At 73.4% G+C, this 24,261-nt stretch carries 23 protein-coding genes; 7 read left to right on the top strand and 16 right to left on the bottom strand.

The window, feature by feature from the left end:
• Positions 1 to 39: 39 nt before the first annotated feature.
• A complete protein-coding gene (locus ABD299_RS02390; RefSeq protein WP_344258401.1) occupies positions 40 to 654 on the bottom strand; it encodes a TetR/AcrR family transcriptional regulator in 615 nt (204 codons plus the stop codon).
• Between the two features lie 102 nt (positions 655 to 756).
• Between ABD299_RS02390 and ABD299_RS02385 the strand changes: the two genes are divergently transcribed.
• Entirely contained in the window at positions 757 to 921 is a 165-nt protein-coding gene (locus tag ABD299_RS02385) for a DUF6243 family protein (RefSeq protein WP_344258400.1), read from the top strand.
• A 134-nt stretch (positions 922 to 1,055) separates the two neighbouring features.
• Positions 1,056 to 1,865 carry a dimethylargininase gene (gene ddaH / locus ABD299_RS02380; RefSeq protein ID WP_344258398.1) on the top strand — a complete coding sequence of 270 codons (810 nt, stop codon included), beginning with the start codon at positions 1,056 to 1,058 and terminating at the stop codon, positions 1,863 to 1,865.
• A 45-nt stretch (positions 1,866 to 1,910) separates the two neighbouring features.
• Here ddaH and ABD299_RS02375 read toward each other — a convergent pair whose 3' ends face one another.
• The gene (locus ABD299_RS02375; protein ID WP_344258397.1) at positions 1,911 to 3,371 is read right to left on the bottom strand and encodes a hypothetical protein; all 1,461 of its coding nucleotides are present in this window, start codon (positions 3,369 to 3,371) and stop codon (positions 1,911 to 1,913) included.
• A gap of 143 nt (positions 3,372 to 3,514) precedes the next feature.
• Between ABD299_RS02375 and ABD299_RS02370 the strand changes: the two genes are divergently transcribed.
• The gene (locus tag ABD299_RS02370) at positions 3,515 to 4,696 is read left to right on the top strand and encodes a glycosyltransferase (protein WP_344258395.1); all 1,182 of its coding nucleotides are present in this window, start codon (positions 3,515 to 3,517) and stop codon (positions 4,694 to 4,696) included.
• Here the strand turns inward: ABD299_RS02370 and ABD299_RS02365 are convergent.
• The 4 genes from ABD299_RS02365 to gmd all read right to left on the bottom strand — a co-directional run bounded on the left by ABD299_RS02365 (position 4,645) and on the right by gmd (position 9,982).
• Positions 4,645 to 5,514, bottom strand: a complete 870-nt coding sequence (locus tag ABD299_RS02365; protein WP_344258393.1) for a glycosyltransferase family 2 protein — start codon at positions 5,512 to 5,514, stop codon at positions 4,645 to 4,647. The two genes, ABD299_RS02370 and ABD299_RS02365, sit on opposite strands and share 52 nt — an antisense overlap.
• Positions 5,515 to 5,518: 4 nt before the next feature.
• On the bottom strand, positions 5,519 to 5,998 hold the full coding sequence (locus ABD299_RS02360) for a hypothetical protein (protein WP_344258392.1): 480 nt from the start codon (positions 5,996 to 5,998) through the stop codon (positions 5,519 to 5,521).
• A 26-nt stretch (positions 5,999 to 6,024) separates the two neighbouring features.
• A complete protein-coding gene (locus tag ABD299_RS02355) occupies positions 6,025 to 8,769 on the bottom strand; it encodes a LamG-like jellyroll fold domain-containing protein (protein ID WP_344258431.1) in 2,745 nt (914 codons plus the stop codon).
• Positions 8,770 to 8,968: 199 nt separating this feature from the next.
• Complete coding sequence (gmd, locus tag ABD299_RS02350) at positions 8,969 to 9,982, bottom strand: GDP-mannose 4,6-dehydratase (RefSeq protein WP_344258430.1); 1,014 nt, start codon at positions 9,980 to 9,982, stop codon at positions 8,969 to 8,971.
• Between the two features lie 107 nt (positions 9,983 to 10,089).
• Between gmd and ABD299_RS02345 the strand changes: the two genes are divergently transcribed.
• Positions 10,090 to 11,046 carry a GDP-L-fucose synthase family protein gene (locus ABD299_RS02345; RefSeq protein ID WP_344258391.1) on the top strand — a complete coding sequence of 319 codons (957 nt, stop codon included), beginning with the start codon at positions 10,090 to 10,092 and terminating at the stop codon, positions 11,044 to 11,046.
• Here ABD299_RS02345 and ABD299_RS02340 read toward each other — a convergent pair.
• The 3 genes from ABD299_RS02340 to map form a co-directional block, all read right to left on the bottom strand.
• Positions 11,043 to 12,527 carry an exopolysaccharide biosynthesis polyprenyl glycosylphosphotransferase gene (locus ABD299_RS02340; RefSeq protein WP_344258389.1) on the bottom strand — a complete coding sequence of 495 codons (1,485 nt, stop codon included), beginning with the start codon at positions 12,525 to 12,527 and terminating at the stop codon, positions 11,043 to 11,045. The two genes, ABD299_RS02345 and ABD299_RS02340, sit on opposite strands and share 4 nt — an antisense overlap.
• 586 nt (positions 12,528 to 13,113) lie before the next feature.
• Entirely contained in the window at positions 13,114 to 13,770 is a 657-nt protein-coding gene (locus ABD299_RS02335) for a biliverdin-producing heme oxygenase (RefSeq protein ID WP_344258387.1), read from the bottom strand.
• 108 nt (positions 13,771 to 13,878) lie between these two features.
• Positions 13,879 to 14,745, bottom strand: coding sequence for a type I methionyl aminopeptidase (gene map / locus ABD299_RS02330; RefSeq protein WP_344258385.1), 867 nt, complete (start codon positions 14,743 to 14,745; stop codon positions 13,879 to 13,881).
• A 52-nt stretch (positions 14,746 to 14,797) separates the two neighbouring features.
• Here map and ABD299_RS02325 point away from each other — a divergent pair, with 52 nt between their 5' ends.
• Positions 14,798 to 15,052, top strand: a complete 255-nt coding sequence (locus tag ABD299_RS02325) for a hypothetical protein (protein WP_344258384.1) — start codon at positions 14,798 to 14,800, stop codon at positions 15,050 to 15,052.
• Positions 15,053 to 15,071: 19 nt separating this feature from the next.
• Here ABD299_RS02325 and ABD299_RS02320 read toward each other — a convergent pair whose 3' ends face one another.
• A complete protein-coding gene (locus ABD299_RS02320) occupies positions 15,072 to 15,251 on the bottom strand; it encodes a DUF5708 family protein (RefSeq protein ID WP_344258383.1) in 180 nt (59 codons plus the stop codon).
• 167 nt (positions 15,252 to 15,418) lie between these two features.
• On the opposite strand from ABD299_RS02320, the gene npdG reads away from it, so the two are divergent.
• On the top strand, positions 15,419 to 16,120 hold the full coding sequence (gene npdG, locus ABD299_RS02315) for an NADPH-dependent F420 reductase (RefSeq protein WP_344258382.1): 702 nt from the start codon (positions 15,419 to 15,421) through the stop codon (positions 16,118 to 16,120).
• Positions 16,121 to 16,442: 322 nt separating this feature from the next.
• Here the strand turns inward: npdG and panB are convergent, their stop codons facing one another.
• Positions 16,443 to 17,315 carry a 3-methyl-2-oxobutanoate hydroxymethyltransferase gene (gene panB, locus ABD299_RS02310; protein ID WP_344258381.1) on the bottom strand — a complete coding sequence of 291 codons (873 nt, stop codon included), beginning with the start codon at positions 17,313 to 17,315 and terminating at the stop codon, positions 16,443 to 16,445.
• Between the two features lie 273 nt (positions 17,316 to 17,588).
• Here panB and ABD299_RS02305 point away from each other — a divergent pair, with 273 nt between their 5' ends.
• Positions 17,589 to 18,611, top strand: coding sequence for an endonuclease/exonuclease/phosphatase family protein (locus tag ABD299_RS02305; protein WP_344258380.1), 1,023 nt, complete (start codon positions 17,589 to 17,591; stop codon positions 18,609 to 18,611).
• Between the two features lie 10 nt (positions 18,612 to 18,621).
• Here ABD299_RS02305 and ABD299_RS02300 read toward each other — a convergent pair whose 3' ends face one another.
• The 5 genes from ABD299_RS02300 to ABD299_RS02280 all read right to left on the bottom strand — a co-directional run bounded on the left by ABD299_RS02300 (position 18,622) and on the right by ABD299_RS02280 (position 24,252).
• A complete protein-coding gene (locus ABD299_RS02300) occupies positions 18,622 to 20,382 on the bottom strand; it encodes an NAD+ synthase (protein WP_344258379.1) in 1,761 nt (586 codons plus the stop codon).
• Positions 20,383 to 20,419: 37 nt separating this feature from the next.
• On the bottom strand, positions 20,420 to 20,794 hold the full coding sequence (locus ABD299_RS02295; RefSeq protein WP_344258378.1) for a DUF742 domain-containing protein: 375 nt from the start codon (positions 20,792 to 20,794) through the stop codon (positions 20,420 to 20,422).
• Positions 20,791 to 21,993, bottom strand: coding sequence for an ATP-binding protein (locus tag ABD299_RS02290; protein WP_344258377.1), 1,203 nt, complete (start codon positions 21,991 to 21,993; stop codon positions 20,791 to 20,793). The genes ABD299_RS02295 and ABD299_RS02290 overlap by 4 nt, the downstream gene beginning before the upstream one ends.
• A gap of 374 nt (positions 21,994 to 22,367) precedes the next feature.
• Complete coding sequence (locus tag ABD299_RS02285; protein WP_344258376.1) at positions 22,368 to 23,342, bottom strand: polysaccharide pyruvyl transferase family protein; 975 nt, start codon at positions 23,340 to 23,342, stop codon at positions 22,368 to 22,370.
• 52 nt (positions 23,343 to 23,394) lie between these two features.
• The gene (locus tag ABD299_RS02280) at positions 23,395 to 24,252 is read right to left on the bottom strand and encodes an SDR family oxidoreductase (protein WP_344258375.1); all 858 of its coding nucleotides are present in this window, start codon (positions 24,250 to 24,252) and stop codon (positions 23,395 to 23,397) included.
• Positions 24,253 to 24,261 lie beyond the last annotated feature (9 nt).

The following is a 24,261-nucleotide window of genomic DNA, read 5'->3' as shown; positions in this document are numbered from 1 at the left end:
CCCCCCCCCCCCCCCCCGCCCGCCGGCGCTCCCGGCGGCTCAGCGCGGCCGCAGCCCGCGCAGGGCGTGCTCGACGAGGCGGTCGGTGAACTCGTGGCTCAGCTCCCCGTTCCGGGTGAGCCAGCGCTGGGCGAAGGGGGAGAGAATCATCTCCGTGGCGATCCGCAGGTCCACGTCCCGGTCGATCTCCCCGGCCGCCCGGGCCCGCCGCAGCCGCTCCAGGTAGGCCCGCATCCCGGGCTCGCTCAGGCGGGTCACGAAGTCCGCCGCGAGGGCGGCGTCCCCGGCCCCGGCGATGGCCAGGGCCCGGTAGGGGGCCTCGAAGGCCGGGTCGTTGAATTCGTCCACGGTGGCCCGCAGCACCGCCTTGAGGTCGGCCTCCAGGTCGCCGGTGTCGGCCAGCCCGCCCTGGTTGCCGGGCCGCTCGGTCACGGCGGTGAAGGCGTCGAGCAGCACCGCCGCCTTCGACGGCCACCAGCGGTAGATCGTCTGCTTGCCGACCCCGGCCCGGGCGGCGATGGCCTCGATGGTCAGCTTCTCGTAGCCGAGCTCGCCGACGAGCCGCAGGGCGGCGTCGAAGATGGCCTGGCGGGAACGGGGATTCTGCCGCGAGCGGTCCGGGGCGCGCCCGGCGGCGGGGGAGGGAGGCGTCATGTCCGGAAGTCTAGCGAGACGTTCCGTCTTGACGAGACGATACGTCTCGTTGCGCATTGAAGGTGCACCAACGAGCGGTACCCGGACAGAAGGAGGACCGCCATGAGCAGGGGACGCGGAAGAAACCTGCTGGGTGTCGGCGGCACCCGCAGTCACCTTTCCCGCGGGCAGCTGCGCGCCGGCCGTAACGGCGCGGGCGCCGGCTCCCGCCCGGACCCGGCCGCCCGGAAGCGCGAGCTGCTGGAGAAGCTGCGCTCCCGCCGCTGAGGCGGGCGGGACACCGGCGGCTGACGCCGAACGGGTGAGGACGGCCAGGATTCCTCCGTACGGGTGGAGGAATTCCGGCCGGTCCGGCCTCACTATGGGCTCATCGTGCGCACCGACCAGGTGAGGAGAGCTCGATGTACGCAGCCCGCCGCTATCTGATGTGTCCGCCGGAGTACTTCCGGATCACCTACTCGATCAATCCCTGGATGGATCCGGCGAAACCGGTGGACGTGCCGCTGGCGGTCGCGCAGTGGGAGAGCCTGCGCGACCGCTTCCGGTCGCTGGGACACACCGTGGACGAGCTGGTGCCGCGGCCCGAGCTCCCGGACATGGTCTACGCGGCCAACGGCGCCACCGTCGTGGACGGCCGGGTGCTCGGGGCCCGGTTCGCACACCCGGAGCGGATGGGTGAGGCCCGGGTGCACCGGGCCTGGTACGAGGAGCAGGGCTTCGGAGACGTCCGCGAGCCGCAGCACATCAACGAGGGGGAGGGAGACTTCGCGGTCACCGCCTCCTGGCTGCTGGCCGGCCGCGGGTTCCGCAGCAGCCCGCTGTCGCACCCGGAGGCGCAGGAGTTCTTCGGGCGGCCGGTGATCGGGCTCGACCTGGTCGATCCGCGCTTCTACCACCTGGATACCGCCCTGGCCGTGCTCGACGACACCCGGGACGACGCGGTGATGTACTACCCGGCCGCGTTCTCACCCGGCAGCCGCGCGGTGCTCGCCGGGCTCTTCCCCGACGCGGTGCTCGCCGAGGAGGCGGACGCCCTGGCGCTGGGGCTCAACGCCGTCTCCGACGGTCACCACGTACTGCTCCCGCAGGCCGCCCAAGGGCTGTTCGAGCCGCTGCGGCAGCGCGGCTACGAGCCGGTGCCCGTCGACCTCACCGAACTCCTCAAGGGGGGCGGCAGCGTGAAGTGCTGTACCGCCGAACTGCGCGGCTGACGGCGCCGCCCCGCCCTCCCCGGTCCCGGACCGGGGAGGGCGCGGTCAGGTCAGCTGCCGGTCCCGGTCACGGCGGAAGGTGGTGACCAGGGCGAGGCACAGCAGCGCGATGCCGATCCGTCCCGACGCCTGCAGCAGCGAACCGCGCAGCAGGATGAAGCTGTAGCCGGCCACCAGCGGCACCACCACGGCCAGCACATTGCCGGGGGAGAGGTCCTCGACCGTGTACCGCACGTAGTGCCGGTCGGCGCGGGCCGCGAGATACCCCACGCCGAGGAAACCCAGCGTCATGCCCAGCGGACCGAAGTCCAGCCACAGTTCGGCCCACAGCGGGGAGGACAGATTGGCGCTGCTGGTGCCCATCCACCCGCCGACCAGGAAACCGGTGTCCTCCGGCTTCCCCTCCCACAGCGGGCGCGGCACGAAGAACAGCGCCGCCCCGGCGACCTGCCGGCCGAAGGTGTGGCCGTTGCCGTCCTGGGCGTAGGTGATCGTGTTGGCGAACATCCCGACCTGGTCGTAGTCCTTGATCACCAGCGGTTCCATCAGGGAGTCGGCGTCCACCGGGCGGTGGCCCTCCTCGTCGTAGCGGAACCGGTCGGTGAACGGGAACACCAGCAGGGCGATGACCACCCCGAGGGCCAGCGAGGCCCGGTACATCACCGGACTGCGGGGAAAGACGGTGAACAGCAGCGCGAACAGCACGGTGAGGAACCAGTAACGGGGATTGGACACCGGGTTGTTCACGATGATGTTCAGAACCAGCAGCCCGGCCCAGGGGAGGAGCACCGACGGCCGGCGGCGGGCGCTGCGCGAGGTGACCAGCCAGCGGGTCATGAACAGCAGTGCCAGCAGTGCGGGCACCGTCCCGAAGCCCCGCAGCAGCGCGTTGCCGGCCTCCCCGGCGAAGCCGTCCGGCGACGCGCCCGTGGCCTCCGCCAGGCTCGCGCCGATCTCCTGCCGGCTGCTGAAGAACACCGCGGGGCCGCCCAGTTGCACGATGAGCAGCACACTGCCCGAAGCGGCCAGGGCGACCAGCAGATACAGCCGGCGCCGGTGCACCGTGGGGCGGGCCGACGACGTCCCGCCGAGAGCGGGCCGGTGCCGGGCCAGCAGGGCGCCCAGATCGAAGGCGATCATTCCCGCCAGCACCAGGGCGGTGGCCAGCATGGTGTCCGAGCGCGGGCCGAGGACCGGCGTCGGGTCGCGCCCCAGCACGCTCTGCGCGAGCGGCGCGATACCCATCGCGAGGTAGCAGAACAGCCAGAACGCCCCCTGGACGAGGCGGCGGCGGCCGGAGAGCACCATCGCGCACAGCCGGGCGCCCGCGTAGCAGGCCACCACCAGCTGTAACCAGAAGGTGGCGTCCCGCACGCCCTCCCCGGGCTGGGCGGTCACGGCCAGCGGGAGGATGCCCACCACCCCGGCCACCAGCGGCACGGACAGCGGCCTGGACAGCACGGCCCGGGGGGCGCCGGGAGAGCGCTCCTCCAGTTCGACCGGCACCCCAACCGCCCCCGTCCGCCCCGCTCCGGCAAGGCGGCAAGTCTATCGCTGACACGGCCACGGGCCGGGGCCCCGGCCGCTAGGCTGACGGCCGGGCGCCGTGCCATGGGGAGGACGAGCGGGCCCGGGAGGGGAGCGGGTCCATGAGAGTTCTGCATGTCGTCACACTGCACACGCCGACACACGCGTTCGGGGGGCCCACCAGGGTCGCCCTGAACCTCACCCGCGAACTGCGGGCCCGCGGCGAACAGGCGGTGGTACTCGCGCTGGGGGACGGGTTCGAGGGGCCGCTGCCGCGGACGGTGGACGGCGTCCCGGTCAAGCTCTTCCGGGCCCGGCACGTGCTGCCGCGCTTCGAGGTCAGCGGCATCACCTCCCCGGCCCTGCTGGCCCGCGCGTGGTCCTTCATCCGCTCCGCGGACCTTGTGCACGTGCACCTGATGCGGGATCTGGTCACCCTGCCGTTCGCCCTGCTGGCGCTGCGCGCCGGACGTCCGCTGGTGCTCCAGACCCACGGCATGGTCGACCCGACCGAGAAGCCGGTGGCGCGACTGGTGGACACCCTGGGGACGCGGCGGGTGCTCCGGAAGGCCGACGCCGTCCTGTACCTGACGGAGCGGGAACGCCGGGAGACCGCCGCCGTGGTCGCCCCGGAGCCCATCGCCCCGTCGTTCCGGCTGGTCAACGGGGTCCGCCCGCAGCAGTGGCTGCCACACCGGCGGGCCTCGGCGTCCGGCGGCCCGCCGACCGTCCTCTACCTGGCCCGCATCCAGGAGGGGAAGCGTCCGCAGGACTTCGTCGCCGCGATGCCCGCCGTCCTCGCCCGGCATCCCGGTGCGCGCTTCGTACTGGCCGGACCGGACACCGGGGCGCTGGCCGGCACGCTGGAGCTCGCCGAACGGCTGGGGGTGGCCGGTTCCCTGGAGCACCTCGGCGCGCTGGACGGCCCCGAGGTCTTCGACCGGCTCCGCCGGGCCGACGTCTTCGTCCTGCCGTCCGTTCAGGACGCCTTCTCGGTCTCCGTGCTGGAGGCCATGTCGGTCGGCACACCGGTGGTGGTCACCGCCACCACCGGGCTGGCCCCGGACATCGAACGTGCCGGGGCCGGACGGGTGGTGGCCGGCGTGCCGGACGGTGACAACGGCCCGCTGATCGGCCGGGCCGTGCTGGAGCTGCTGGAGCCGGCGGCCCACGAGAAGGCCTCGCAGGCCGCCTGGCAGCTGGTGCGCGACGGTTTCACCATCGACGCGGTGACCGACGCGCTGCTGGAGATCTACCGGCGGGTGGGGGCACCGGGCGGCCCGGCGTCGTCCCCGGCCGACTGAGCCGGCTCGCGTGCCTTGAGCCCGATCTGCCAGCGGTAGAAACTCATCGCCAGGGCGTAGTCCAGTCCCGCCCGGCCGTCCAGGAAGCCCCGCTTGAAACCGTAGGCGTAGGCGAAGGACACCAGGGGCTTGAGCGGCATCCGGTGGAACAGCTGCCCCTGACGGGTCTTCGCGCCGCGGATCTCCTCACGGACCTCCGGGTGGTGCTCCAGCCACGCCTCCCAGTCGGAGTAGCGGTTGTGCCGGTCGAACCAGGTGCGCACCGGGTCCAGGTCCCGGTGCTCGATCGGTGCCTTGAGCCGGTGCACGCTCTCCGCCAGAGGCTGGTAGTGCCCCTCCTGCTCGCCCATGCCCGGTGCCGCGAGGTCACCGGGCTCCGGGAAACGGCAGCGGGTCCGGTCCAGCAGGGCGCGCTTGACGATGGTGTAGCCGTGCCGCAGCCGCTTCCCGCCGAACCAGTAGCCCAGCGGAATGTCGAAGGCGGCCGGTTTCACCGGGCGGCCGTCGAGGAAGATCCGCCGCAGCTCGGCCAGCAGCTCGGGGCTGGGTGTCTCGTCGCCGTCCAGGAAGAGCAGCCAGTCGCGTTCCGGCTCCACGTTCTCCAGGCACCACTGCTTCTTCTTCGGGTACTTCCCGTCCCAGGTGTACGGGACGACCTCGGCGCCCTCGGCCTTGGCCAGGGCGCGGGTGTCGTCGGTGCTGTCGGAGTCGACGACGACGACCGACGCGAAGTGGCCGATGACGGACCGCACCGTGCCGGTGATGTTCTCCGCCTCGTTCTTGGTGGGTATCGCCACGACGATGGGCAGCTTGGCCATGTGGTCAGGAATCCTTCCGTGCGTCCTTCAGCAGGTCCGCGTACTGGGGGCACAGATGCGTGACGGCGTCCTCGGCGTGCGGGATCTCGCCGTCCCGCAGCGCCTCCACGGCTCCGGGGCGGTCGTGCCGCCGCAGATACCCGATGCGCTCGCAGGCCTCCGTGCCCAGTTCCAGGAGCGCCCCCGGATCGGCTCCCTCGGGCACCCGGTCCGCGAGGAACTCCTGTTCCTCGTCGGCGAAACTGCGGGTGCCGTCGGCCGGTCCGGGCTCCGGGGACGAGGCGCCGGGAGGGGCAGTGCCGTCCGCGGGGCCGGAGGCGTCCGTGTCCCCGCCGCGTTCCTCCGCGTCCCGCTCCTCGGGTCCCGCGACCGGTCCTTCCGTCTCCTGGCCTGCGGGGCTTTGCGCGGCCGCCCGGCCGGCGTCCTCGGCGTCGCCGCCGGCCGAGCAGCCGGCGAGCAGCGCCGCGGCGGCCAGGAGGGCCACCGCGGCGCTCTTCGGGCCACCGCGCATCACGGTGCCCCGAAGGTGAGGACGAGCTGCGGGGCGTAGCTGCTCTGCGACGCCTCGCGGGACCACAGCCACAAGCTGGTGGTGCCCTCGCTGATCAGTGCCAGGTCGATCTCGCCGTTCGGCGCGGAGGCCACCGCGGCGGTGTCCAGCGGCACCGTATGCATACTCCCGGGCGTGTCGGCCCCGCTGAGGGTGCCCAGCACCTGCCCGGCGTCCACGGCGGGCCGGTTGTTCCAGCTGGTGGTGGCCTCGCTCCAGCTGCCGGTCACCGGCACCACGTGGTGGTCGTCGGTGCTCCCGGCGTACGAGTCGGAGGTGAGACGCACACGCAGCGCCGCGCTCTTGAGCACCGTGCCGGGCGGGGCCTGGGGAACCTCGAACCGCAGATAGCTCTCGTACCGCGAGGTCCCGCGCACCGCGAGCTGCTGATGGGTGCCGTGCACCGTCCCGGCCGCCGCCTGGTTGACGTAGGTGTCGGCGACCGGTGCCACCTGGGTGACGGTGTCCATCGGCGCGGATGCCGCCTGGTAGTGGGCGGCGACCCGGGCGGCGGACAGCGTGTGGTGGTAGACGGCGGTCTCGTCCAGGTCGCCGGCGAAGTAGTGGCTGCTGGGCCGGGACGGCCAGTTGCCCATGCCGTCGCCGCCGATGCGCCAGTAGCCCTTCACGTTGTAGTTCTGGCCGGAGGTCCACACGATGTTGGACGCCCGCAGCTGCCCGTCGACGTACAGCCGCATGCCGTTGCTGCCCAGCGTCGCCACGACGTGGTGCCACTGGCCGTCGTTGTAGGACGCCGGCGTGGTGATGGTCCGGTAGGCGCCCGGGTAGACACCGAAGACGAGCTGTCCGGAGTCGGTCATGTAGATGTGCCGGTCCCGGCTGCTGCTGTTCTGCAGGATGCGGTTGCCGAAGCCGATGAGCCGGCCGCCGCTGTTCGTGTCGGTGCGGAACCAGGTCTCCAGGGTGAACTGGTTGGGTGCCGTGTAGCCGTGGTCGCTGTAGGTGTAGGTCGTGCTGCCGTTGTGCCGGAGGGCGGCGGCGTCCGGCCCCGGTACCGCCGCCGGGGTGACCCCGCGCTGGGGGCCGCCGCGGTGCACGCCGCTGTGGTTGTTGCCGGAGGCGTCGGAGGCGAAGTTACCGGCCGTCTCGTCCAGGCGCCAGTAGAACTGCGGGTTGTCGGCCAGCACGGCGTCGGCGTAGGGGTGGCCGCTGCTCGTGACCGTCGCGGAGACCGGCGGGGACAGCGCACTGGCGTTCCCGGCGCCGTCGGTGGCCCGGACCCGGTAGCTGTAGGACTGTCCCTCGGTGACATCGGTGTCGGTGAAGGACAGCTGCGGCCGTTCCCACGGCAGCGAGTGGCCCTGCACGGTGTGGACCGGGGTGCCGCCGCCGTTCCGGTACACGTGGTAGGTGAGCAGGCTGTCGTCCAGGTCCAGACTGGAACGCCAGGTCACCTCGATCTCGCCGGGGGTGGTACTGAAGGCGTGCGCCTCCGGGGTGACGGGGTTGCCGGTGTCGGGCGAGTCGGCGAACCGGGTCAGCCCCCACTGCGGGCTGCCGTTGACCGTGGTGAATCCGCCGCCGACCCACAGGAAGTCCCGCCCGTCGGTCGGGTGGTCCTCCGAGACGGCCATGACGCGCGGGCCCAGGGCCTCGCCGAGACCGTCGTTGGTGTCGGGGAACCAGCCCAGCAGTTGCGGGTCGTCCACGGACTGGGCGAACAGGTGGTAGCGCTCCTGGTTGGGGAACGCCCCCATGCTGGAGCAGTCGTGGGCGTGGTGGCCGCTGTAGAGGACCTTCTTGTACACCACGACGGCCTGGGTGGCGCCCAGGCAGGTGTCGCGCCAGCGCTGGTCGAAGGTGTCCAGATCCAGGGCGATCCGGCCGTCGAACACGCCGCCGCCGGTCCCCTCGTTGCCGGTGTAGAAGCCGGTCTCGTCGGTGGTGAGGTCCATGACCACCGACCGGGTCTCGATGAATCCGAGCGGATAGTTCCGGGTGTTCGCCCCGGTCTGCGCGTCGACCACGGCCAGCGCGTGCGTATTGGCGCCGTTGATCCTGAAGAAGTCGCCGCCCAGGATGACGTTCTGCCCGTCCGGGGTGACCACCACCGCGCGGCCGACCTCGTCGGCGTTCGCCACCCAGCCGGTCAGGGCCCCCGCGGTGTCCACCGCGGCGAAGCGCTGCCGGGACTGCCCGTTGACCTGGCCGAAATCGCCCGCCAGGTAGAGGCGGTCGTCGCTCGCGGCCAGCGCGCGCACGGTGCCCGACGCGGCCACCGGGAACGGCAGACGCTCGCAGGTCGCGGTGTCGAAGGCGGCCACGCTGGAGGCGCCGGTGCCGTTGACGGAACCGAAGAAACCTCCGGCGTACAGCGTCGAGCCGTCCGGCGAGACCTCCAGCGCCCGCACCGTCGCGGTGCCGGAACCGACGGTGAACGAGATCTCGCAGCCGGTCGGTTCGCCGGTCGCCGCGTCCAGGGCGACGAAGTTGACGGCCGGCTGCTCCTGGGTGCCGGGAGCGGCCCCGGGCGGGCGCACCGTGGAGAAGGTGCCGCCGGCGTACACCACGCCGTCGGCCTCCGCCAGCGCGTGCACGATGCCGTTGGTCTGCCAGGTGGGCAGTTCGTCGGCGGTCATCGCGACCGGCGGCGTCAGTGCCGTGGCCGGCGCGACGTCCGGCGCTCCTCCGACACCGATCGCGGCACCGGCCGCCAGTACCAGAACGGCGGCGGTGGCCCCCATCTTTCTCATGTTCTCCCCCAGAGGGCTCGCGCCCCGGTAGGTGTTCCGCGGCCCGCCCGGTGGGGACGGGGCCCTGATGTGCGGCTGCCTGTCCGGCAGACTATGGGTGGGCACCGGGCGCCGTCCGGCGTATCGGCCAACGCCCGGGGCCGGTTGGTGCAGGAGATTTCCGGGTGGACCCGCGAGTGCGCGGGGGCGCTCAGCGGTCGATGCGCACCCTCCGGCCGCTCAGCTCGGCGTCCAGCGCCTCGATGTCGGCCTCCACCATGAGCCGGGCCAGTTCCCGCCAGCGCACCACCGGCTCCCACCCCAGCTCCCGGCGGGCCTTGCCCGCGTCGCCGATCAGGGCGTCCACCTCGCTGGGCCGCTCGTACTTCGGGTCGAAGCGCACGTAGGCCCCCCACTCCAGGTCCGCCGCTCCGAAGGCCACCTCCAGGAACTGGCGGACGGTGGCCGCGTCGCCGGTGGCCACCACGTAGTCGTCCGGTTCGTCCTGCTGGAGCATCCGCCACATCGCCTCGACGTACTCGGGGGCGTAGCCCCAGTCGCGGACCGCGTCCAGGTTCCCCATGTACAGCCGGTCCTGGAGCCCCGCGCGGATCCGGGCCACCGCCCGGGTGATCTTGCGCGTCACGAAGGTCTCGCCGCGGCGCGGCGACTCGTGGTTGAACAGAATGCCGTTGACGGCGAACTGGTCATACGCTTCGCGGTAGTTGACGGTCGCCCAGTAACTGAAGACCTTCGCGCAGCCGTACGGGCTGCGGGGGTGGAACGGCGTGGCCTCGTGCTGCGGCGGCGGCGCGGCACCGAACATCTCGGAGGAGGACGCCTGGTAGATGCGGGTCCGCACGCCGCTGGCCCGGATGGCCTCCAGCAGCCGCAGGGCCCCCAGCCCGGTGACGTCCCCGGTGTAGAGCGGAGCGTCGAAGGAGACCCGCACGTGCGACTGCGCGCCGAGGTTGTACACCTCGTCCGGCTCGATCTCCCGCAGCAGGTTCACCAGTGCCACCCCGTCGGAGAGGTCGGCGTGGTGCAGCACCAGGGTGCGCCCGGGATCCTGGGGCCCCTGGTAGATGTGATCGAGCCGCTCGGTGTTGAAGGAGGAGGAGCGCCGCACCAGCCCGTGCACGGTGTACCCCTTGGACAGCAGCAGTTCGGCGAGGTATGAGCCGTCCTGGCCCGTCACTCCGGTGATCAGTGCGGTCTTGCCCATGACTGTTCCCCCCACAGGGATGATCGTGAAGACGAAGAGTGCTGACAACACGTGACTTTTCTTCTTTCGCGGCATCGGTCCACGGCCTGATGGCAGAATCCGGGGCCATGACTGCCGACACCTCTCGCGGCCTGCTGCCCTCCGGGGCCCGTATCTTCGTCGCCGGACACCGGGGCCTGGTGGGCTCCGCGATCGCCCGCCTGCTGGCGGCCGAGGGGTACGAGGTGATCACCCGCACGCGGGACGAGCTCGACCTGCGCGACGCCGCCCGGACCGGGGCCTTCCTGCGGGACGCACGCCCCGACGCGGTGGTGCTCGCCGCCGCCCGGGTCGGAGGCATCATGGCCAACCAGCGCTTTCCGGTGCCGTTCCTGGAGGACAACCTCCGCATCCAGCTCAGCGTGATGTCCGGCGCGCACGCCGCCGGTGTGAACCGGCTGCTGTTCCTGGGGTCCTCGTGCATCTACCCCAAGCACGCGCCGCAGCCCATCACCGAGGAGGCGCTGCTGACCGGCCCGCTGGAGCCGACCAACGAGCCGTACGCCCTCGCCAAGATCGCCGGGATATCGCAGGTGCGTTCCTACCGGCGGCAGTTCGGCCGGTCCTGGATATCGGCGATGCCCACCAACCTCTACGGGCCCGGGGACTCCTTCGACCCGGAGAACTCCCACGTGCTGCCCGCCCTGATCCGGCGCTTCCACGAGGCGAAGCGGGGCGGACGGGAGGAGGCGGTGCTGTGGGGCAGCGGCACCCCGCGCCGGGAGTTCCTGCACAGCGACGACCTGGCGCGCGCCTGCCTGCTGCTGCTGCGCGGCTATGACGACGGGCTGCCGCTCAACGTGGGCTGCGGCAGCGATGTGACGATCGCGGAACTGGCCGCGACGGTCGCCGGGGCCGTCGGGTACACCGGGCGCATCGGCTGGGACACCAGCCGCCCGGACGGCACGCCGCGCAAGCTGCTGGACGTCACCCGGCTCCGGAAGCTGGGCTTTGCCCCCCGCGTCCCGCTGGGGCTCGGTGTGCGGGAGACCTATCAGTGGTGGCTGGAGCACGGCTGCCCCTAGTAGGCGCCGCGGCCGCCGGCCACGGCTCGCAGGGTCCGGGCCAGCACGTCCAGGTCTCCCGCCACCGACCAGTTGTCGGTGTAGGACAGATCCAGTGCCAGCGACTCGTCCCAGGACAGCTCCGACCGGCCGCTGACCTGCCACAGCCCGGTGATGCCCGGCCTGACGCACAGCCGGCGCAGCTCCACCCCGTCGTAGGCGGCCACCTCCTCCGGCAGCGGGGGCCGCGGTCCCACCAGCGACATCTCTCCGCGCGCCACGTTCACCAGCTGCGGCAGCTCGTCCAGTGAACTGCTCCGGAGGAACCGGCCGAGGCGGGTGATCCGAGGGTCACGGCGCATCTTGAAGCGCGGGCCGCTCTGCTCGTTGGCGTCCTCCAGCGAGGAGCGCAGCCGGTCGGCGCCGGTTACCATGCTGCGGAACTTCCACATGGTGAACGGCTTCCCCCGGTGGCCGATGCGGGTCTGCCGGTACAGCACGGGCCCGGGAGAGTCCAGCCGCACGGCCAGTGCCAGCGCCAGCAGCAGCGGCGACAGCAGCACCAGCCCCACCGCGGCGCCGGTCCGGTCCAGCCCGTACTTCACCATCAGCCGCGGTCCGCTCCGTACCGGAGGGGTGAGGTGCAGCAGATTCAGCCCGGCGGGTGTGGAGACCCGGACCCGCCCGCGCGCCACCTCGGTGAGCCCCGAGGCGACGGCCAGGGGCAGCCCGGCGTCCTGCACCACCCAGGACAGCCGCCGCAGCCGCTCGCCGGTGAGCAGTGTGCCGGGCGTCACCAGCACCAGACCGGCCTGCTGCGCGCGGGCGGCGCGCAGGACGACGCTGCCGTCCGGGCCGGTGACGGTCCCCGGGTCCTCGGCCGGCAGCCGGCCCAGCTCCGGCACCCCGCAGGTCAGCGGTGCCTCGCCGGCCCGCACGGCGCCGACGACGACATACGCGTGGTCGGTGCGGGCGGCCAGCTGGCCGGTCACCGCGTCGGCCGGCCCGGCCTGCCCGACGACCAGTACCCGGCGCACCGCGCGCGCCTGGCGCCGCAGCCCCCTCAAGTGGGCGTGGATCAGGGCGGTGGCGAGCCCGGTGACGGCCAGGGACGGGGCCAGCGCGGCCACCGCGGTCGGCAGGGCGGAACTCTCGCCGGTGACGACGCGTAACACGGCCAGCAGACCGGCCAGGATCAGCCAGTCGTGCACGGCGGCCAGCAGCCCGCGCGACTCGCCCACCGCACGTGGCCGGTAACGGCCGTGCGCGACCCTGACGCCGAGCCAGGCCACGGTGGCGACGGCGGCGGCGAGCACCGGCCGGGACTCCCCGGCGGTGTGGAAGACCACCAGTACCGGGACGAGGACCCCGAGGGTGTCCGCGGCCGCGGCCGCCGGGGCGTACCAGGCCGCCTTCTCCCGCGCCGGCCCGTCCGCCGGGAGCGGCGCGGGGGTGGCGTCGCGGGGTTCGGCAGCGGTCTGCGGAATGCTGGAATGACGCATGGACCCCCCAGGTCTGCGTTCCGTCATTGCGTGAAAGACGGCGCGTCCCGCATCTCCCCTTGCCGGCGCGCCGTGCCGCAAGCAGCCTAGGGGATCCACCTTCCGTTCGGCTCCGGTTCGCCTGAACTTATCCGAAGGTGTCCTCTTCGAGGCCGGATCCGCCCGTCCGTGCGCCGCAGTGCGGCGAGCCGCCCCACGCCTCCCCACGGCGCGGCACGATCAGCGGGGTGCCCGGATGCGGCAGCAGTAGGTGACCACCTCGGTCCGGCCGCCGGAACGAGGGCACGCCGGCCGGTACCGGCGGGCCCCGCTCGTCCTTCTTCTCGTCGGCCCGCACCCGCGAGCCCCCTGCTCATCGGTCCGGCAGCGCGAAGATGCCGTAGCCGAAGCCGTCGGCGGTGATGACGGCGTCGGCCAGCCAGGACAGCGCGGGACGGGAGGACGTCACAGGACGGGGCCCTTTCGCCGGACGGGTGTCGGTGCGGGCGGTCACTGCTCAACTGCTGTCCTCCAGCATCGCGCCGCATCCGGGAACTGAGCTGATGCTTCCCGGCAGGGAGGTGCGGTGTGGGGGAGCGTCGCGGCGTCAGCCGGTGGTGTCGCCCAGTGCCCGGAAGAGGGCGGTGTTCAGCGCGAAGGCGCGCTTGCACTCGTCCACGATGCGCAGCCGCTCGGGCCCGTCGGCCGGGAGAGCGTCCAGCAGTGCCCGGTACTCGCGCTTGAAGGCCGCGGGGTTGTCGATCGCGTCGAAGACGTAGAACCGGACGCCGTCGCCCTTGTGGGCGAACCCCCAGGTCTTCTCCGCGGTACCGCGGATCACCTGGCCGCCCGAGAGGTCGCCCAGATAGCGGGTGTAGTGATGGGCGACATAGCCGCCCGGCCAGTCGCGGGCGACCTCGAGGATGCGTGCCGCGTACCTTTCGGTGGCCGGCAGCGGCGTCAGGCCGTCCCGCCATCCCGGGCCGCCGTGCAGGTGGTCGAGATCCCGCTCCAGAGCGGGGGTGCGGGCGAGCTCGGGTCGCACGAAGGGCCCCGCGACCGGGTCGTCCGCGAGGCGGTCGACGGGACCTTCCAGGGCCCGGTAGATGAACCACAACTGCCCGGTGTACCGCCGGTAGGCCTCCACGCCCAGCTTCCCGGCGAGCATCTCGCTCATGAAGGCCGAGTTCTCCGCCTCCGTGTGCTGGGCGTGGGAGGCCTCACGTATGAGGTCGGAGAACGCGACGGGGGCGTGAACGGTCATGGCGGGGCCTTCCGGGCCGTGGGGAGGGAAACGGCAGACTGCCGCTCCCTCCATACTGGCTACTTAGGTATACCTAAGTCAAGGTTGCGCCCGGGGCGGCCCCGCAGGTCAGGGCAGGGTGAGAATCTCCGCTCCGGAGTCGGTCACCAGCAGCGTGTGCTCGAACTGGGCCGTACGCCTGCGGTCCTTGGTCACCACGGTCCACTCGTCCGCCCACATCTCCCACTCGTGGGTGCCCAGCGTCAGCATCGGCTCGATGGTGAACGTCATGCCGGGCTGTATCACAGTGGTGGCCTCGGGGGCGTCGTAGTGCGGGATGATCAGGCCCGAGTGGAACGAGGTATTGATCCCGTGCCCGGTGAAGTCCCGCACCACGCCGTAGCCGAAGCGCTTGGCGTAGGACTCGATGACCCGCCCGATCACATTGATCTGCCGGCCCGGCCGGACCGCCTTGATCGCCCGGTTCAGCGACTCCCGGGTGCGCTCCACCAGCAGGCGGGACTCCTCGTCCACCGCCTCCTCGCCGCCCACGAAATAGGTGGCGTTGTTGTCGCCGTGCACCCCGCCGATGTAAGCGGTGATGTCCAGGTTCACGATGTCGCCCTCGTGCAGCACCGTGGAGTCCGGGATGCCGTGGCAGATGACCTCGTTCACCGAGGTGCACAGCGACTTGGGGAATCCCCGGTAGCCCAGCGTCGAGGGGTAGGCGCCGTGGTCGCACAGGAAGGAGTGCGCGATCTCGTCGAGCCGGTCGGTGGTCACGCCGGGGGCGATGTGCGAGGCCGTCTCGGCCAGCGCCCGCGCGGAGAGCCGCCCCGCGACGCGCATCCGCTCGATGGTCTCCGCGTCCAGCACCTCCGGCCCGGTGTAGGGAGTCGGAGCCTTGCGTCCCACGTACTCGGGGCGCGGAATCGAGGACGGGACGGAGCGCTTCGGCGAGATCGTGCCGGGAACAAGGAGAGACTGGCCAGCCATACCGGAGAGTCTACGAGGCGCTGCGGACCGCTGTTTCGGGCAGGATGACGGTATGGCTCTCTTCAGGCGCAAGGCGGCCGGGCTCCCCGGCGAGTGGTACTACTGTCTGCGGCACCAGAAGGTCGAGGAAGGCCCGGAGTGCCCCGCCAAGGACCGGTTCGGCCCCTACGGCACGCGCGCAGAGGCGGCCCGCGCGATGGAGACCGCGCACGAGCGCAACCTGGAGTGGCAGACCGACCCGCGCTGGCACGACGAGGACGAGGCCCCGCCGCCGGAGGGACCGCCGTCCGGCGAGACCCGGTCCTGACCACCGACCCCGCCCCGCCTCACCTGCGCACCACCAGATAGAGGCCGTAGAGCAGTTCCAGGCCGCCGACCACCATCAGGACCACACCCGCGTCCCCCAGCCCCACGCGGTGCTGCGCGCCGCCGGTCAGCAGCCGCAGGAGCAGTCCGGCCGTCAGCAGCACGGCCCCGCCCAGCAGCAGTTCGGTGGTACGGCGCACCCGGGTACCTCCCCGCCTCGCCCCCGCCGCCGCTCAGCCCGTTACGCCGGGGATGACGGGACAGTCCCCTGTCACTCTCCCCCTCCCGGGCGCCTCCCACGCCTCCGCGCGCTCCGGTCCCCGGGGGCCGCCGGGCACCGGGCGGGGGCGGGTGGCAGGATCGGGGCATGACCTCCAGCGACACCGCCAAGAAGACCGCCAAGGACCCCTGGGAGCTGCCCGATGTCTCCGGACTCGTGGTCGGGGTGCTCGGCGGGACCGGGGACCAGGGCCGTGGCCTGGCCTACCGGCTGGCCAGGGCCGGGCAGCGGGTGATCATCGGTTCCCGGGCCGCCGAACGGGCCCGTGCCGCCGCCGCCGAACTGGGCCACGGCGTCGAGGGCGCGGACAACGCCGAGTGCGCGCGCCGCAGCGACGTGGTGATCGTCGCCGTGCCCTGGGATGGCCACGAGCAGACGCTGCGCTCGCTGCGCGACGAGCTCACGGGGAAGCTGGTGGTGGACTGCGTGAACCCGCTGGGGTTCGACAAGAAGGGCGCCTACGCCGTCGTCCCCGAGGAGGGCAGCGCGGCGGAGCAGGCAGCCGCGCTGCTGCCCGGGTCCCGGGTCACCGCGGCCTTCCACCACCTGTCGGCGGTGCTGCTGCAGGACCCGGAGACCGAGCGGATCGAGACCGATGTCATGGTGCTCGGCGAGGTGCGCGCCGACTGCGAGATCGTGCAGGCCCTCGCCTCCCTGATCCCCGGCATGCGCGGGGTGTTCGCCGGCCGGCTGCGCAACGCCCACCAGGTGGAGTCCCTGGTGGCCAACCTCATCTCGGTCAACCGCCGCTACAAGGCGCACGCGGGGATCCGGCTCACCGACATCTGACAGCCGGCACCCGGCCGGTCCCGCCCCGGCCGGTCCCGCCGCACGGGCGGGGCCGGCCGTCGGGGACAATGGGCGGGTACGTCCTTCCCCGACCCCGGGAGCCCTTCCATGCCCCGCCTCGCCGTCTACGCCCTGATCCTGTGCGCACTGGCCACCACGGCCGCCGTGATCTCGTTCGTCCAGGGCAGCTGGCTGGGGATCGTGTGGGTGCTGCTGGCCGGACTCACCTCGAACCTGGCGTGGTTCCAGATCCGCCGGGCNCCGGCCCCCCCCCCCCGGGCCCGGGACGCCGCGCTGATCCGCGCGCCCCGGCCCGTGGCGGTCAGCGGAAGCTGTGCTGCTCGGCGGGGTAGGCGCCGCCCACCACGTCCTCGGCGAACGCCTTGGCCGCGTCGCCCAGGGTCTGCCGCAGCTGGGCGTACTGCTTGACGAACCGCGGCATCCGGCCGCCGGGCCAGTCGGTCAGGCCCGCCATGTCGGTCCACACCAGCACCTGGGCGTCGCAGTCGGCGCCGGCGCCTATCCCCACGGTCGGGATGTCCAGGCCGCCGGTCACCTCGGCGGCCAGCCCGGCCGGCACGAGCTCCAGCACCACCGCGAAGGCGCCCGCGGCCTGCACGGCCTTGGCGTCCCGCAGCAGCTGCTGCGCGGCCTCCTCGCCGCGGCCCTGCACGGGGTGCCCTCCGTAGGCGTGGACGGACTGCGGGGTGAGACCCACGTGGGCCATCACCGGGATGCCGGACTCCACCAGCAGCCGGATCTGCTCGGCCGACCGCTCGCCGCCCTCCAGCTTCACCGCCCCCACTCCGGCCTCCTTCATCAGGCGGGTGGCGCTGCGCAGAGCCTGGACGGGGCCTTCCTGGTAGGAGCCGAAGGGCAGGTCGCCGACGATCAGCGCCCGCCGGGTGCCGCGGACCACCGCGGCGGACAGCATGGTGATCTGGTCGAGGGTCACCGGCACTGTGCTGTCGTAGCCCAGGTGACAGTTGCCCATCGAGTCGCCCACCAGCATCACCGGGATGCCGGCCTCGTCGAACACGCCGGCCGTCATGGCGTCGTAGGCGGTCAGCATGGGCCACTTCTCGCCGCGCTGCTTGGCGGCGGCGATGTCCCGGACGGTGATGCGCCGGCTGCTGGTGCCCCCGTAGAGCCCGGGCTGCTCCGGGCGTGCCTGGGCAGAGGTGTGCTGCGTCATCGCAGTGCTCCTGTTCGTCGTCTCGAGGCGCCGCTGCGGCGTCCCCGGATCGCCTCCATCGTCGCACCCTCCGGTGTCCGGCGAAAGGGGAGGCGGCCGACAGCAGTGAACGGGAACCCGCGCCGCGGTGACGACCGTCCTGCCCGGTGGGGGCGGGCCCGGGGCCGCCGGGGGGAAGCCCGCCGGAGGTCCGCGCCCGTCCGGGTTCGCATAACGTGCCCGGACACGCATAGCGTGTACCGGGCGACCAGGCAACGTTCAGCGAGGGTGACGATGGCACGGTTGGAGACCTCGGAGATGCCGGCAGGACCGGGGGAGGACCGCCCGGCAGGCCGGGGAGGCGGCCGCGGCAGGGCGCGCTGGGGTGATGCCCGGGGCCGCTGGCGCCGCGGCCGGCTGATCGCCGCGGCCGCGGTCCTGCTGGCCCTGCTGATGCTGCTGCACTCCCGGCTGCCCAACACCATCGGCAACCTCGGCAGCCTGCTGCAGACCTTTCTGCCCTGGGTCGGCATCGGGGTGCTGGTCCTGCTGGCCGCCGCGCTGCTGCGCCGCTCGCTGACGGCGGTGGCGGCCCTGGTGCTCCCCGCCCTGGTCTGGATGAACCTCTTCGGCGGACTGCTGGTGGACAAGACCGGCGACGGCGGCGCGCTGATGGTGGTCAGTCACAACGTGGACGCCGACAACGCCGACCCCGCCGGCACCGCCCGCGAACTGGCCGCCTCCGGGGCCGACCTGCTGGCACTCCAGGAGCTGCCGTCGGCGCACCAGGAGATCTACCAGCGGGAGCTGGCCGAGGCCTACCCGCACCACGGGATCCAGGGCACCGTCGGGCTGTGGAGCCGCCACCCCATCGGCCATGTCCGTCCGGTGGACACCGGCATGGGCTGGACCCGGGCGATGCGGTCCACGGTGGACACCCCGCACGGCCAGGTCGCCGTCTACATCGCCCACCTGCCGTCGGTGCGGGTGCAGTTCCGGGCCGGGTTCACCGCCGGGCAGCGCGACGACGCCGCCGAGCGGCTCGGCCGGGCCATCGCGGCGGAGAACCTGGAACGGGTGGTGCTGCTGGGCGACCTGAACGGCACGATGAACGACCGGGCGCTGGCCCCGGTCACCTCGCAGCTGCGCTCCACCCAGGGGGCCGCCGGGGCGGGTTTCGGTTTCAGCTGGCCGGCGGCCTTCCCGGTGACCCGCATCGACCAGATCCTGGTCCGCGGGATGGAGCCGGTCTCCTCCTGGACCCTGCCGGCCACCGGCAGCGACCACCGGCCGGTGGCCGCCCGGCTGGACCCCTGAGCGGAGGGCGTCAGCCCTCCTCCCGCCAGCGGTTGGTGAGGGGCAGCCGCCGGTCCTTGCCGAAGCCCTTGGGGGAGATCTTGGTGCCCGGCGGGTACTGGCGGCGCTTGTACTCCGCGGTGTCCACCATGCGCAGCACCCGGGTGACCAGCTTGGGGTCGAAGCCGGCGGCCACGATCTCGGCGTGGCCCTGGTCCCGGTCCACGTACCGTTCCAGCACCTGGTCCAGGATCTCGTAGTCGGGCAGCGAGTCGGTGTCCAGCTGGCCCGGCCGCAGTTCCGCGCTGGGCGGCTTGGCGATGGAGTTCTCCGGGACCGGCGGCGTCTCCCCGCGCCCGGCCGCCGACGCGTTGCGCCACCTGGCCAGGTGGAACACGACGCTCTTGTAGACGTCCTTGATGGGGCCGAAGGCGCCCACCGCGTCGCCGTAGAGCGTCGAGTAGCCCACCGCCAGTTCGCTCTTGTTGCCCGGAGCGAGGACGAGGTGGCCCTCCTGGTTGGAGAGCGCCATCAAGGTGGTGCCGCGCAGCCGCGCCTGGAGGTTCTCCTCGGCCAGCCCCGTCAGGTCCAGGGCCGCCATGTAGCTGTCGAACATCGGCCCGATCGGTACGGTCCGGAAGTGCAGTCCGGTGCGCCGCGCCAGTTCGGCGGCGTCCTCGCGGGAGTGCTCCGAGGAGTACCGGGAGGGCATCGACACCCCGTGCACGTGTTCCGCGCCGAGTGCGTCGCAGGCGATGACGGCGCACAGCGCGGAGTCGATGCCGCCGGACAGCCCGAGCAGTACCGAGGCGAAACCGTTCTTGCGGACGTACGCGCGCAGACCGGTGACCAGCGCCGCGTACATCTCCTCCTCGTCGCCCAGGGCGTCCGCCCGGCGGGCGGGCAGCGGCGCGCGCGGCGGTGCCGGGTCCGCGGAGAGGGTCACGTGCTCGATGCGCAGCCCGTCGCCCTTCGGCCCCGCGGCACCGGAGGGGGCGCGCTCCGCGGCGGCCGGCAGGTCGAGGTCGACCAGCAGGCACTCCTCGGCGAACTGCGGTGCTCGGGCCAGGACCTCGCCCCGCGCGCCGACGACGATCGAGTCGCCGTCGAAGACGAGGTCGTCCTGTCCGCCCGTGGTGGCCAGGTAGGCCAGCGCGCAGCCGGCCTCCCGGGCCCGGCGGCGGACCAGCCCCAGCCTGGTGTCGTCCTTGTGGACCTCGTAGGGGGAGGCGTTGACCGACAGCAGCAGCCCGGCGCCGGCCTCCCGGGCGGCCGGCACCCGCCCGCCGTCCTGCCACAGGTCCTCACAGATGGCGAGCGCCACGTCGACGCCCCGCACCCGGATCACCGGCATCGTCCGGCCCGGGAGGAAGTACCGGAACTCGTCGAAGACGCCGTAGTTGGGCAGGTGGTGCTTGGCGAAGGAGAGCCGGACCTGTCCGCCGTGCAGCACCGCGGCGGCGTTCTGCGGCGCCCCGGCCGGCCGGCCGTACTCCGGGCGGGCCTGCTCGGCGCGGTCGAGGTAGCCCACCACGACCGGCACCTCGCCCAGCCCTTCGGTCTCCAGCCGCGCGGCGAGGGACCGCAGCGCCTCCCGGGAGGCGGTCACGAAGGAGGGGCGCAGCGCCAGATCCTCCACCGGATAGCCGGTGAGCATCATCTCGGGGAACGCCACCAGGTGGGCCCCCCGCTCGGCGCCGTGCCGGGTCCAGCGCAGGACCGCGTCGGCATTGCCGGCCAGATCGCCGACGCGGGAGTCGATCTGGTTCAGGGCGAGACGTAGCTGAGGCACGGCGCCGAGTCTAATCGTCCGACTGACGCGAGCTCCCTCAGAGCCGCTGGAGGCCGTCTATCAGCGCCCGCAGCAGCGCGATCTCGGCGTCCGCGTCGCCGGAGCGGGCCCGCGCGGCGCCCGGTTCGCGCAGCTCCACGTGGCCCTCGGCCCGCAGGTCGGAGAGCAGCACCCCGGCCGCGCCGAAGGGCAGGTCCAGCCGGGCGGAGACCTCGGCCACGGCAAGCGGGCGGCCGCACAGCCGCAGGACGGCCGCGTGCTCCGGGGCCATGCCGGACCGGGGTGCGCAGCGGGCCGTCACCAGGGTCGCGGGGTCCAGGGCGGAGCGGTCCGCGGGCCGGGAACGGCCCCGGGTAATGATGTACAGCGGTACCGGCGTGCGCTCCGGGCCGCTGTGCCCGCGGGCGCTCATGACGCGCTCCGTCCGGCGGGGGGCGGGGCGGGTTCCGGCAGGTCCGCCCGCCCGGCGGCCGGTTCCGGCAGGGCGGTGAGCAGTTCGTGCGGCACGAACACCAGGGCCCGCACCCCGCCGCAGACCGAGCGGCCCAGTGAGACGCGCAGCCTTCCGCGGTGGGCGAGCACGCCGGCCACTCGCAGTCCGGAGCGCACGCTTCCCCCCGGATCCGCCAGGTCCGCCAGGTCCGCGCCCGGGTCCGACCGGTGGACGCGGTGCAGCAGGAACCCGGCCCGGCGCCGCGCCTCCTCGTCCAGCCCGCGACCCCGGTCCTCCACCGAGATCTCCACGCCGGAGGCGATCTCCTCGCAGCTCACCGTGACGGTGGTGTGCTGCGGCGACCAGCGGGTGGCGTTGTCCAGCAGTTCGGCGAGCACCGCGACCAGCGGTTCGACGGCCGGGCCGGTCACCGCGATCTCCGGGGCCGGCCGGTGCTCCACCCGGAGGTAGCCGGCCACCGGGGCGCCGCCGGCCCGCAGCACGTCGTGCAGCGGCACGGGCGTGCGCCGCTGCCCGAAGGGGTCGCCGCCGGCCAGGACGGCCAGCCCGGTGGCCGCCCTGGCGGTCATCCGGACGGTGTGCTCCAGCCGCATCAGGTCACCCAGGACGTCGGGGTCGCCGTGCCGGTACTGAAGGGTGGTGAGGTCCTCGCGCAGACCGTCCAGTCCGCTCTGGACCCGGCAGGCCAGTTGCGCGGTGGCACGCAGCGCGGAGTCGCGCCGGTAGCGCTTTTCCCCCACCGCCTCCGCCGCCGTGCGCAGCAGCTCCCGGTGGGCGGCGGCCGGCGGGGGTTCGTCCCCGGGGGCCGGCGGGGGGCCGGGTAAGACCGCTGAGGGCGGCTCTCCCTCGCGCACCCGGGCCAGAGTCTCGGGCAGGACCGTGCCGGCCAGGTGCCCGGCGGCCGCGAGCTGTCCGGCGAGCTCCTCCTCCAGGGCGGCGGCGAGCCGCCCGCGGCGCACCGTCTCGGCGGCCAGGGCGGCCACCGCGGCGGCCAGCAGCAGCCCTGCGGCGGCCCAGGCGAGCGGAGCGCGGGACGGGGCCGGGGCGAGGGCCGCGGTCAGGGCCGCGCCGCACACCGCCAGCACGGGGGCGGCGATCCGGACCCCGGCGGGGCCGGTTCGCCGGCCGCTGCGGGAGGACGAGTCGTCTCGGACCATGGGAATCCTCCGGAGGTCGTGGGGGTCGGGAGGGGGTCGGTGTGTGCGGCTGACCTGCCCGCGCCCGGTGCCGGGCGACGAGGGACGTGGCGGGCACGCGGTGCGCTCCCGGGGGCCTTCCCCGGCCGTACCGGCACCGCGGGGGACGGAAACCAGGTGTGATGACGGCGACTCGTTGCGTGATTCGGGAGCATAGGGGCTTCCTCGGTGGTGCCGCAGGAGTTCGGGGAACCGGCGGTGCGGCATCGGGAGCGCGAGGGGGCGCATTCGGGGGACACAAGGGGCGTGCCGGAGCGATTCGGGCGCCAATAAGGGCATGTACGGTGCGCAATGCCTTGGTCAATGCTGGTGGCGGGGCGTGCCCGGCGGGACGGTCAGCCGGCCGCCCGGCGGGGGGCCCGGCGCCGGGGTGCCACCGCACTGGCGGCCGGCCGCGTCCCACCGGAGGCGAGCAGCGCCGCGAGTTCGTCGGCCGCGTCCGGACCGCCCGCCGGCACCGCCCGCCGGTGCCGGGCCGCCTCCCGGCCCCGGCTCGCACACCACGCCCACCAGGCGTCGAGCACCGACGCGCTCAGCGCCTCGCCGGGCACGAGCGCGGGCCAGCGGCAGGCATGCGCCTGTGCGGACACCTTCGCCCCGCCCCGGACCGGGTCGATCACGATCGGCGGCACTCCCGCCCGCAGCGCCAGCACCAGCCCGTGCAGCCGGTCGGTGATCACCGTGTCCACGCGCTCCAGCGCCGACACGACCTGTTCGGGCTCGGAGCAGAGCATGCCGTCCCGGCTGTCCAGACGGGTCTGCAGCACCACCGGAGCGCAGTCGCGGCCGGCGAGCCAGCCACCGACCTTCCCGGCGACCTCGGTGTGCATCCGCAGCGGCCCGTACTCGCCCTGCCCGTCGGTGAGAACCACCCCGACGACCGGCACCCGGCCCCCCAGCGGAGCCCGCACCGCGAGATCGCGGGTCACCGGACGGTCCTGCGCGTCGCGGGCCAGCACCTCGTGGAAACCGGTCACCGCCGGATCGGCCGGATCGATCACCGACACCCCCACCGCGATCCGCCGGCAGTGGGAGAACTGCCGGTGCAAGCCGCTCACCTGCGAGCCGGCCAGCGGCCCGCAGACGAACAGCAGCCGGGTGTAGCCGTCGGCCCGGACATCGTCCAGGGACAGCAGACCGGGCCGGAACCCCGGTCTCCACGCCACGTCGTACGGCAGCCCGGCCCGGTCCAGAACCTCCCGCACCCGGCGCAGCGCCAGCACGTCCCCCGCGGTGACCTCACCGTCCAGGAAACTGAACCAGCCGGTCACCAGGGTCCGTCCCGCGGTCCCGTCCTCTCTCGTCACCACGGCCGGGTCCCCGCCCCCCACTTCGCGAAACCACTGTTTCGCAGCCCGCGCCTCAGGGCCGGCGCCAGGCGTCGCTCTCCAGGTGGGAGCCCGCCTGCGGACCCATCCGCAGCATGCCGCCATCCACGGCCCAGGACGCCCCGGTCACGTAGCCGGCGTCCCCGCCGGCCAGGAAGGCGATCACCGCCGCCACCTCCCGGGCGTCCCCGGGCCGTCCCAGCGGGACACCGGGCCGGGACTCCGCGTGCGGGTCGGTCTCCTCCTGGCCCGTCATCGGGGTGGCGATCTCCCCGGGTGCCACGGCGTTGACGCAGATGCCGTGCTCGGCCAGTTCCAGCGCCATCACCTGGGTCAGCAGGCCCAGCCCGCCCTTGGCCGCGCAGTACGGGGCCGCCCCCACCCGGGGCTGGTGCTCGTGCACGCTGGTGACGTTGACGATCTGACCCCCGTCGCCCTGGTCGATCATGTGGCGCGCGGCCCGCTGGCCGCACAGGAAGGGCCCGGCCAGATTGATGTCCAGCACCTCCCGGAGCGTGTCCAGGCCGATGTCCAGGTAGGGGGTGGCGGTGCCGGCACCCGCGTTGTTGACCAGCACGTCGATCCGGCCGAGCCGTTCGGCCAGCCGGTCCACGGCGTCCGCGGCCTCCGGCAGCCGGGTCAGGTCCAGGTGCTCGACGTGTGCGGTGCGCCCCACCTCCCGTACCTCCTCGGCGGTCCGGTGCGCGCCGGCCTCGTCGGAGTTGTACGTGATACCGACGTCCATGCCCCGCATGGCCAGCAGCACCGCCGTCGCCCGGCCGATGCCGGAGTCGGCCCCGGTGACCACGGCGGCCCCGGTGTGCCCGGCGTCCCGGAAGGGGTCCCGGCCGGCCGGCGCCGTGCCGGTGCTGTGCGTGGGATCGGTGGTCATGGCGTACCT

The sequence above is a fragment of the Streptomyces sodiiphilus genome (assembly GCF_039529215.1).
In the GTDB taxonomy this organism is placed as follows: domain Bacteria; phylum Actinomycetota; class Actinomycetes; order Streptomycetales; family Streptomycetaceae; genus Streptomyces; species Streptomyces sodiiphilus.
Note: the sequence above shows the minus strand (reverse complement) of the source record. Positions and strands in the feature narration are given on the sequence as shown.

Bases quoted from the DNA above. Each gene is read 5' to 3' on its own strand.
- ABD299_RS02390 (WP_344258401.1), bottom strand. From the start codon at position 654: ATGACGCCTCCCTCCCCCGCCGCCGGGCGCGCCCCGGACCGCTCGCGG.
- ABD299_RS02385 (WP_344258400.1), top strand. From the start codon at position 757: ATGAGCAGGGGACGCGGAAGAAACCTGCTGGGTGTCGGCGGCACCCGC.
- ddaH (WP_344258398.1), top strand. From the start codon at position 1,056: ATGTACGCAGCCCGCCGCTATCTGATGTGTCCGCCGGAGTACTTCCGG.
- ABD299_RS02370 (WP_344258395.1), top strand. From the start codon at position 3,515: ATGAGAGTTCTGCATGTCGTCACACTGCACACGCCGACACACGCGTTC.
- ABD299_RS02365 (WP_344258393.1), bottom strand. From the start codon at position 5,514: ATGGCCAAGCTGCCCATCGTCGTGGCGATACCCACCAAGAACGAGGCG.
- ABD299_RS02355 (WP_344258431.1), bottom strand. From the start codon at position 8,769: ATGGGGGCCACCGCCGCCGTTCTGGTACTGGCGGCCGGTGCCGCGATC.
- gmd (WP_344258430.1), bottom strand. From the start codon at position 9,982: ATGGGCAAGACCGCACTGATCACCGGAGTGACGGGCCAGGACGGCTCA.
- ABD299_RS02345 (WP_344258391.1), top strand. From the start codon at position 10,090: ATGACTGCCGACACCTCTCGCGGCCTGCTGCCCTCCGGGGCCCGTATC.
- ABD299_RS02340 (WP_344258389.1), bottom strand. From the start codon at position 12,527: ATGCGTCATTCCAGCATTCCGCAGACCGCTGCCGAACCCCGCGACGCC.
- ABD299_RS02335 (WP_344258387.1), bottom strand. From the start codon at position 13,770: ATGACCGTTCACGCCCCCGTCGCGTTCTCCGACCTCATACGTGAGGCC.
- map (WP_344258385.1), bottom strand. From the start codon at position 14,745: ATGGCTGGCCAGTCTCTCCTTGTTCCCGGCACGATCTCGCCGAAGCGC.
- ABD299_RS02325 (WP_344258384.1), top strand. From the start codon at position 14,798: ATGGCTCTCTTCAGGCGCAAGGCGGCCGGGCTCCCCGGCGAGTGGTAC.
- npdG (WP_344258382.1), top strand. From the start codon at position 15,419: ATGACCTCCAGCGACACCGCCAAGAAGACCGCCAAGGACCCCTGGGAG.
- panB (WP_344258381.1), bottom strand. From the start codon at position 17,315: ATGACGCAGCACACCTCTGCCCAGGCACGCCCGGAGCAGCCCGGGCTC.
- ABD299_RS02305 (WP_344258380.1), top strand. From the start codon at position 17,589: ATGGCACGGTTGGAGACCTCGGAGATGCCGGCAGGACCGGGGGAGGAC.
- ABD299_RS02295 (WP_344258378.1), bottom strand. From the start codon at position 20,794: ATGAGCGCCCGCGGGCACAGCGGCCCGGAGCGCACGCCGGTACCGCTG.
- ABD299_RS02290 (WP_344258377.1), bottom strand. From the start codon at position 21,993: ATGGTCCGAGACGACTCGTCCTCCCGCAGCGGCCGGCGAACCGGCCCC.
- ABD299_RS02280 (WP_344258375.1), bottom strand. From the start codon at position 24,252: ATGACCACCGATCCCACGCACAGCACCGGCACGGCGCCGGCCGGCCGG.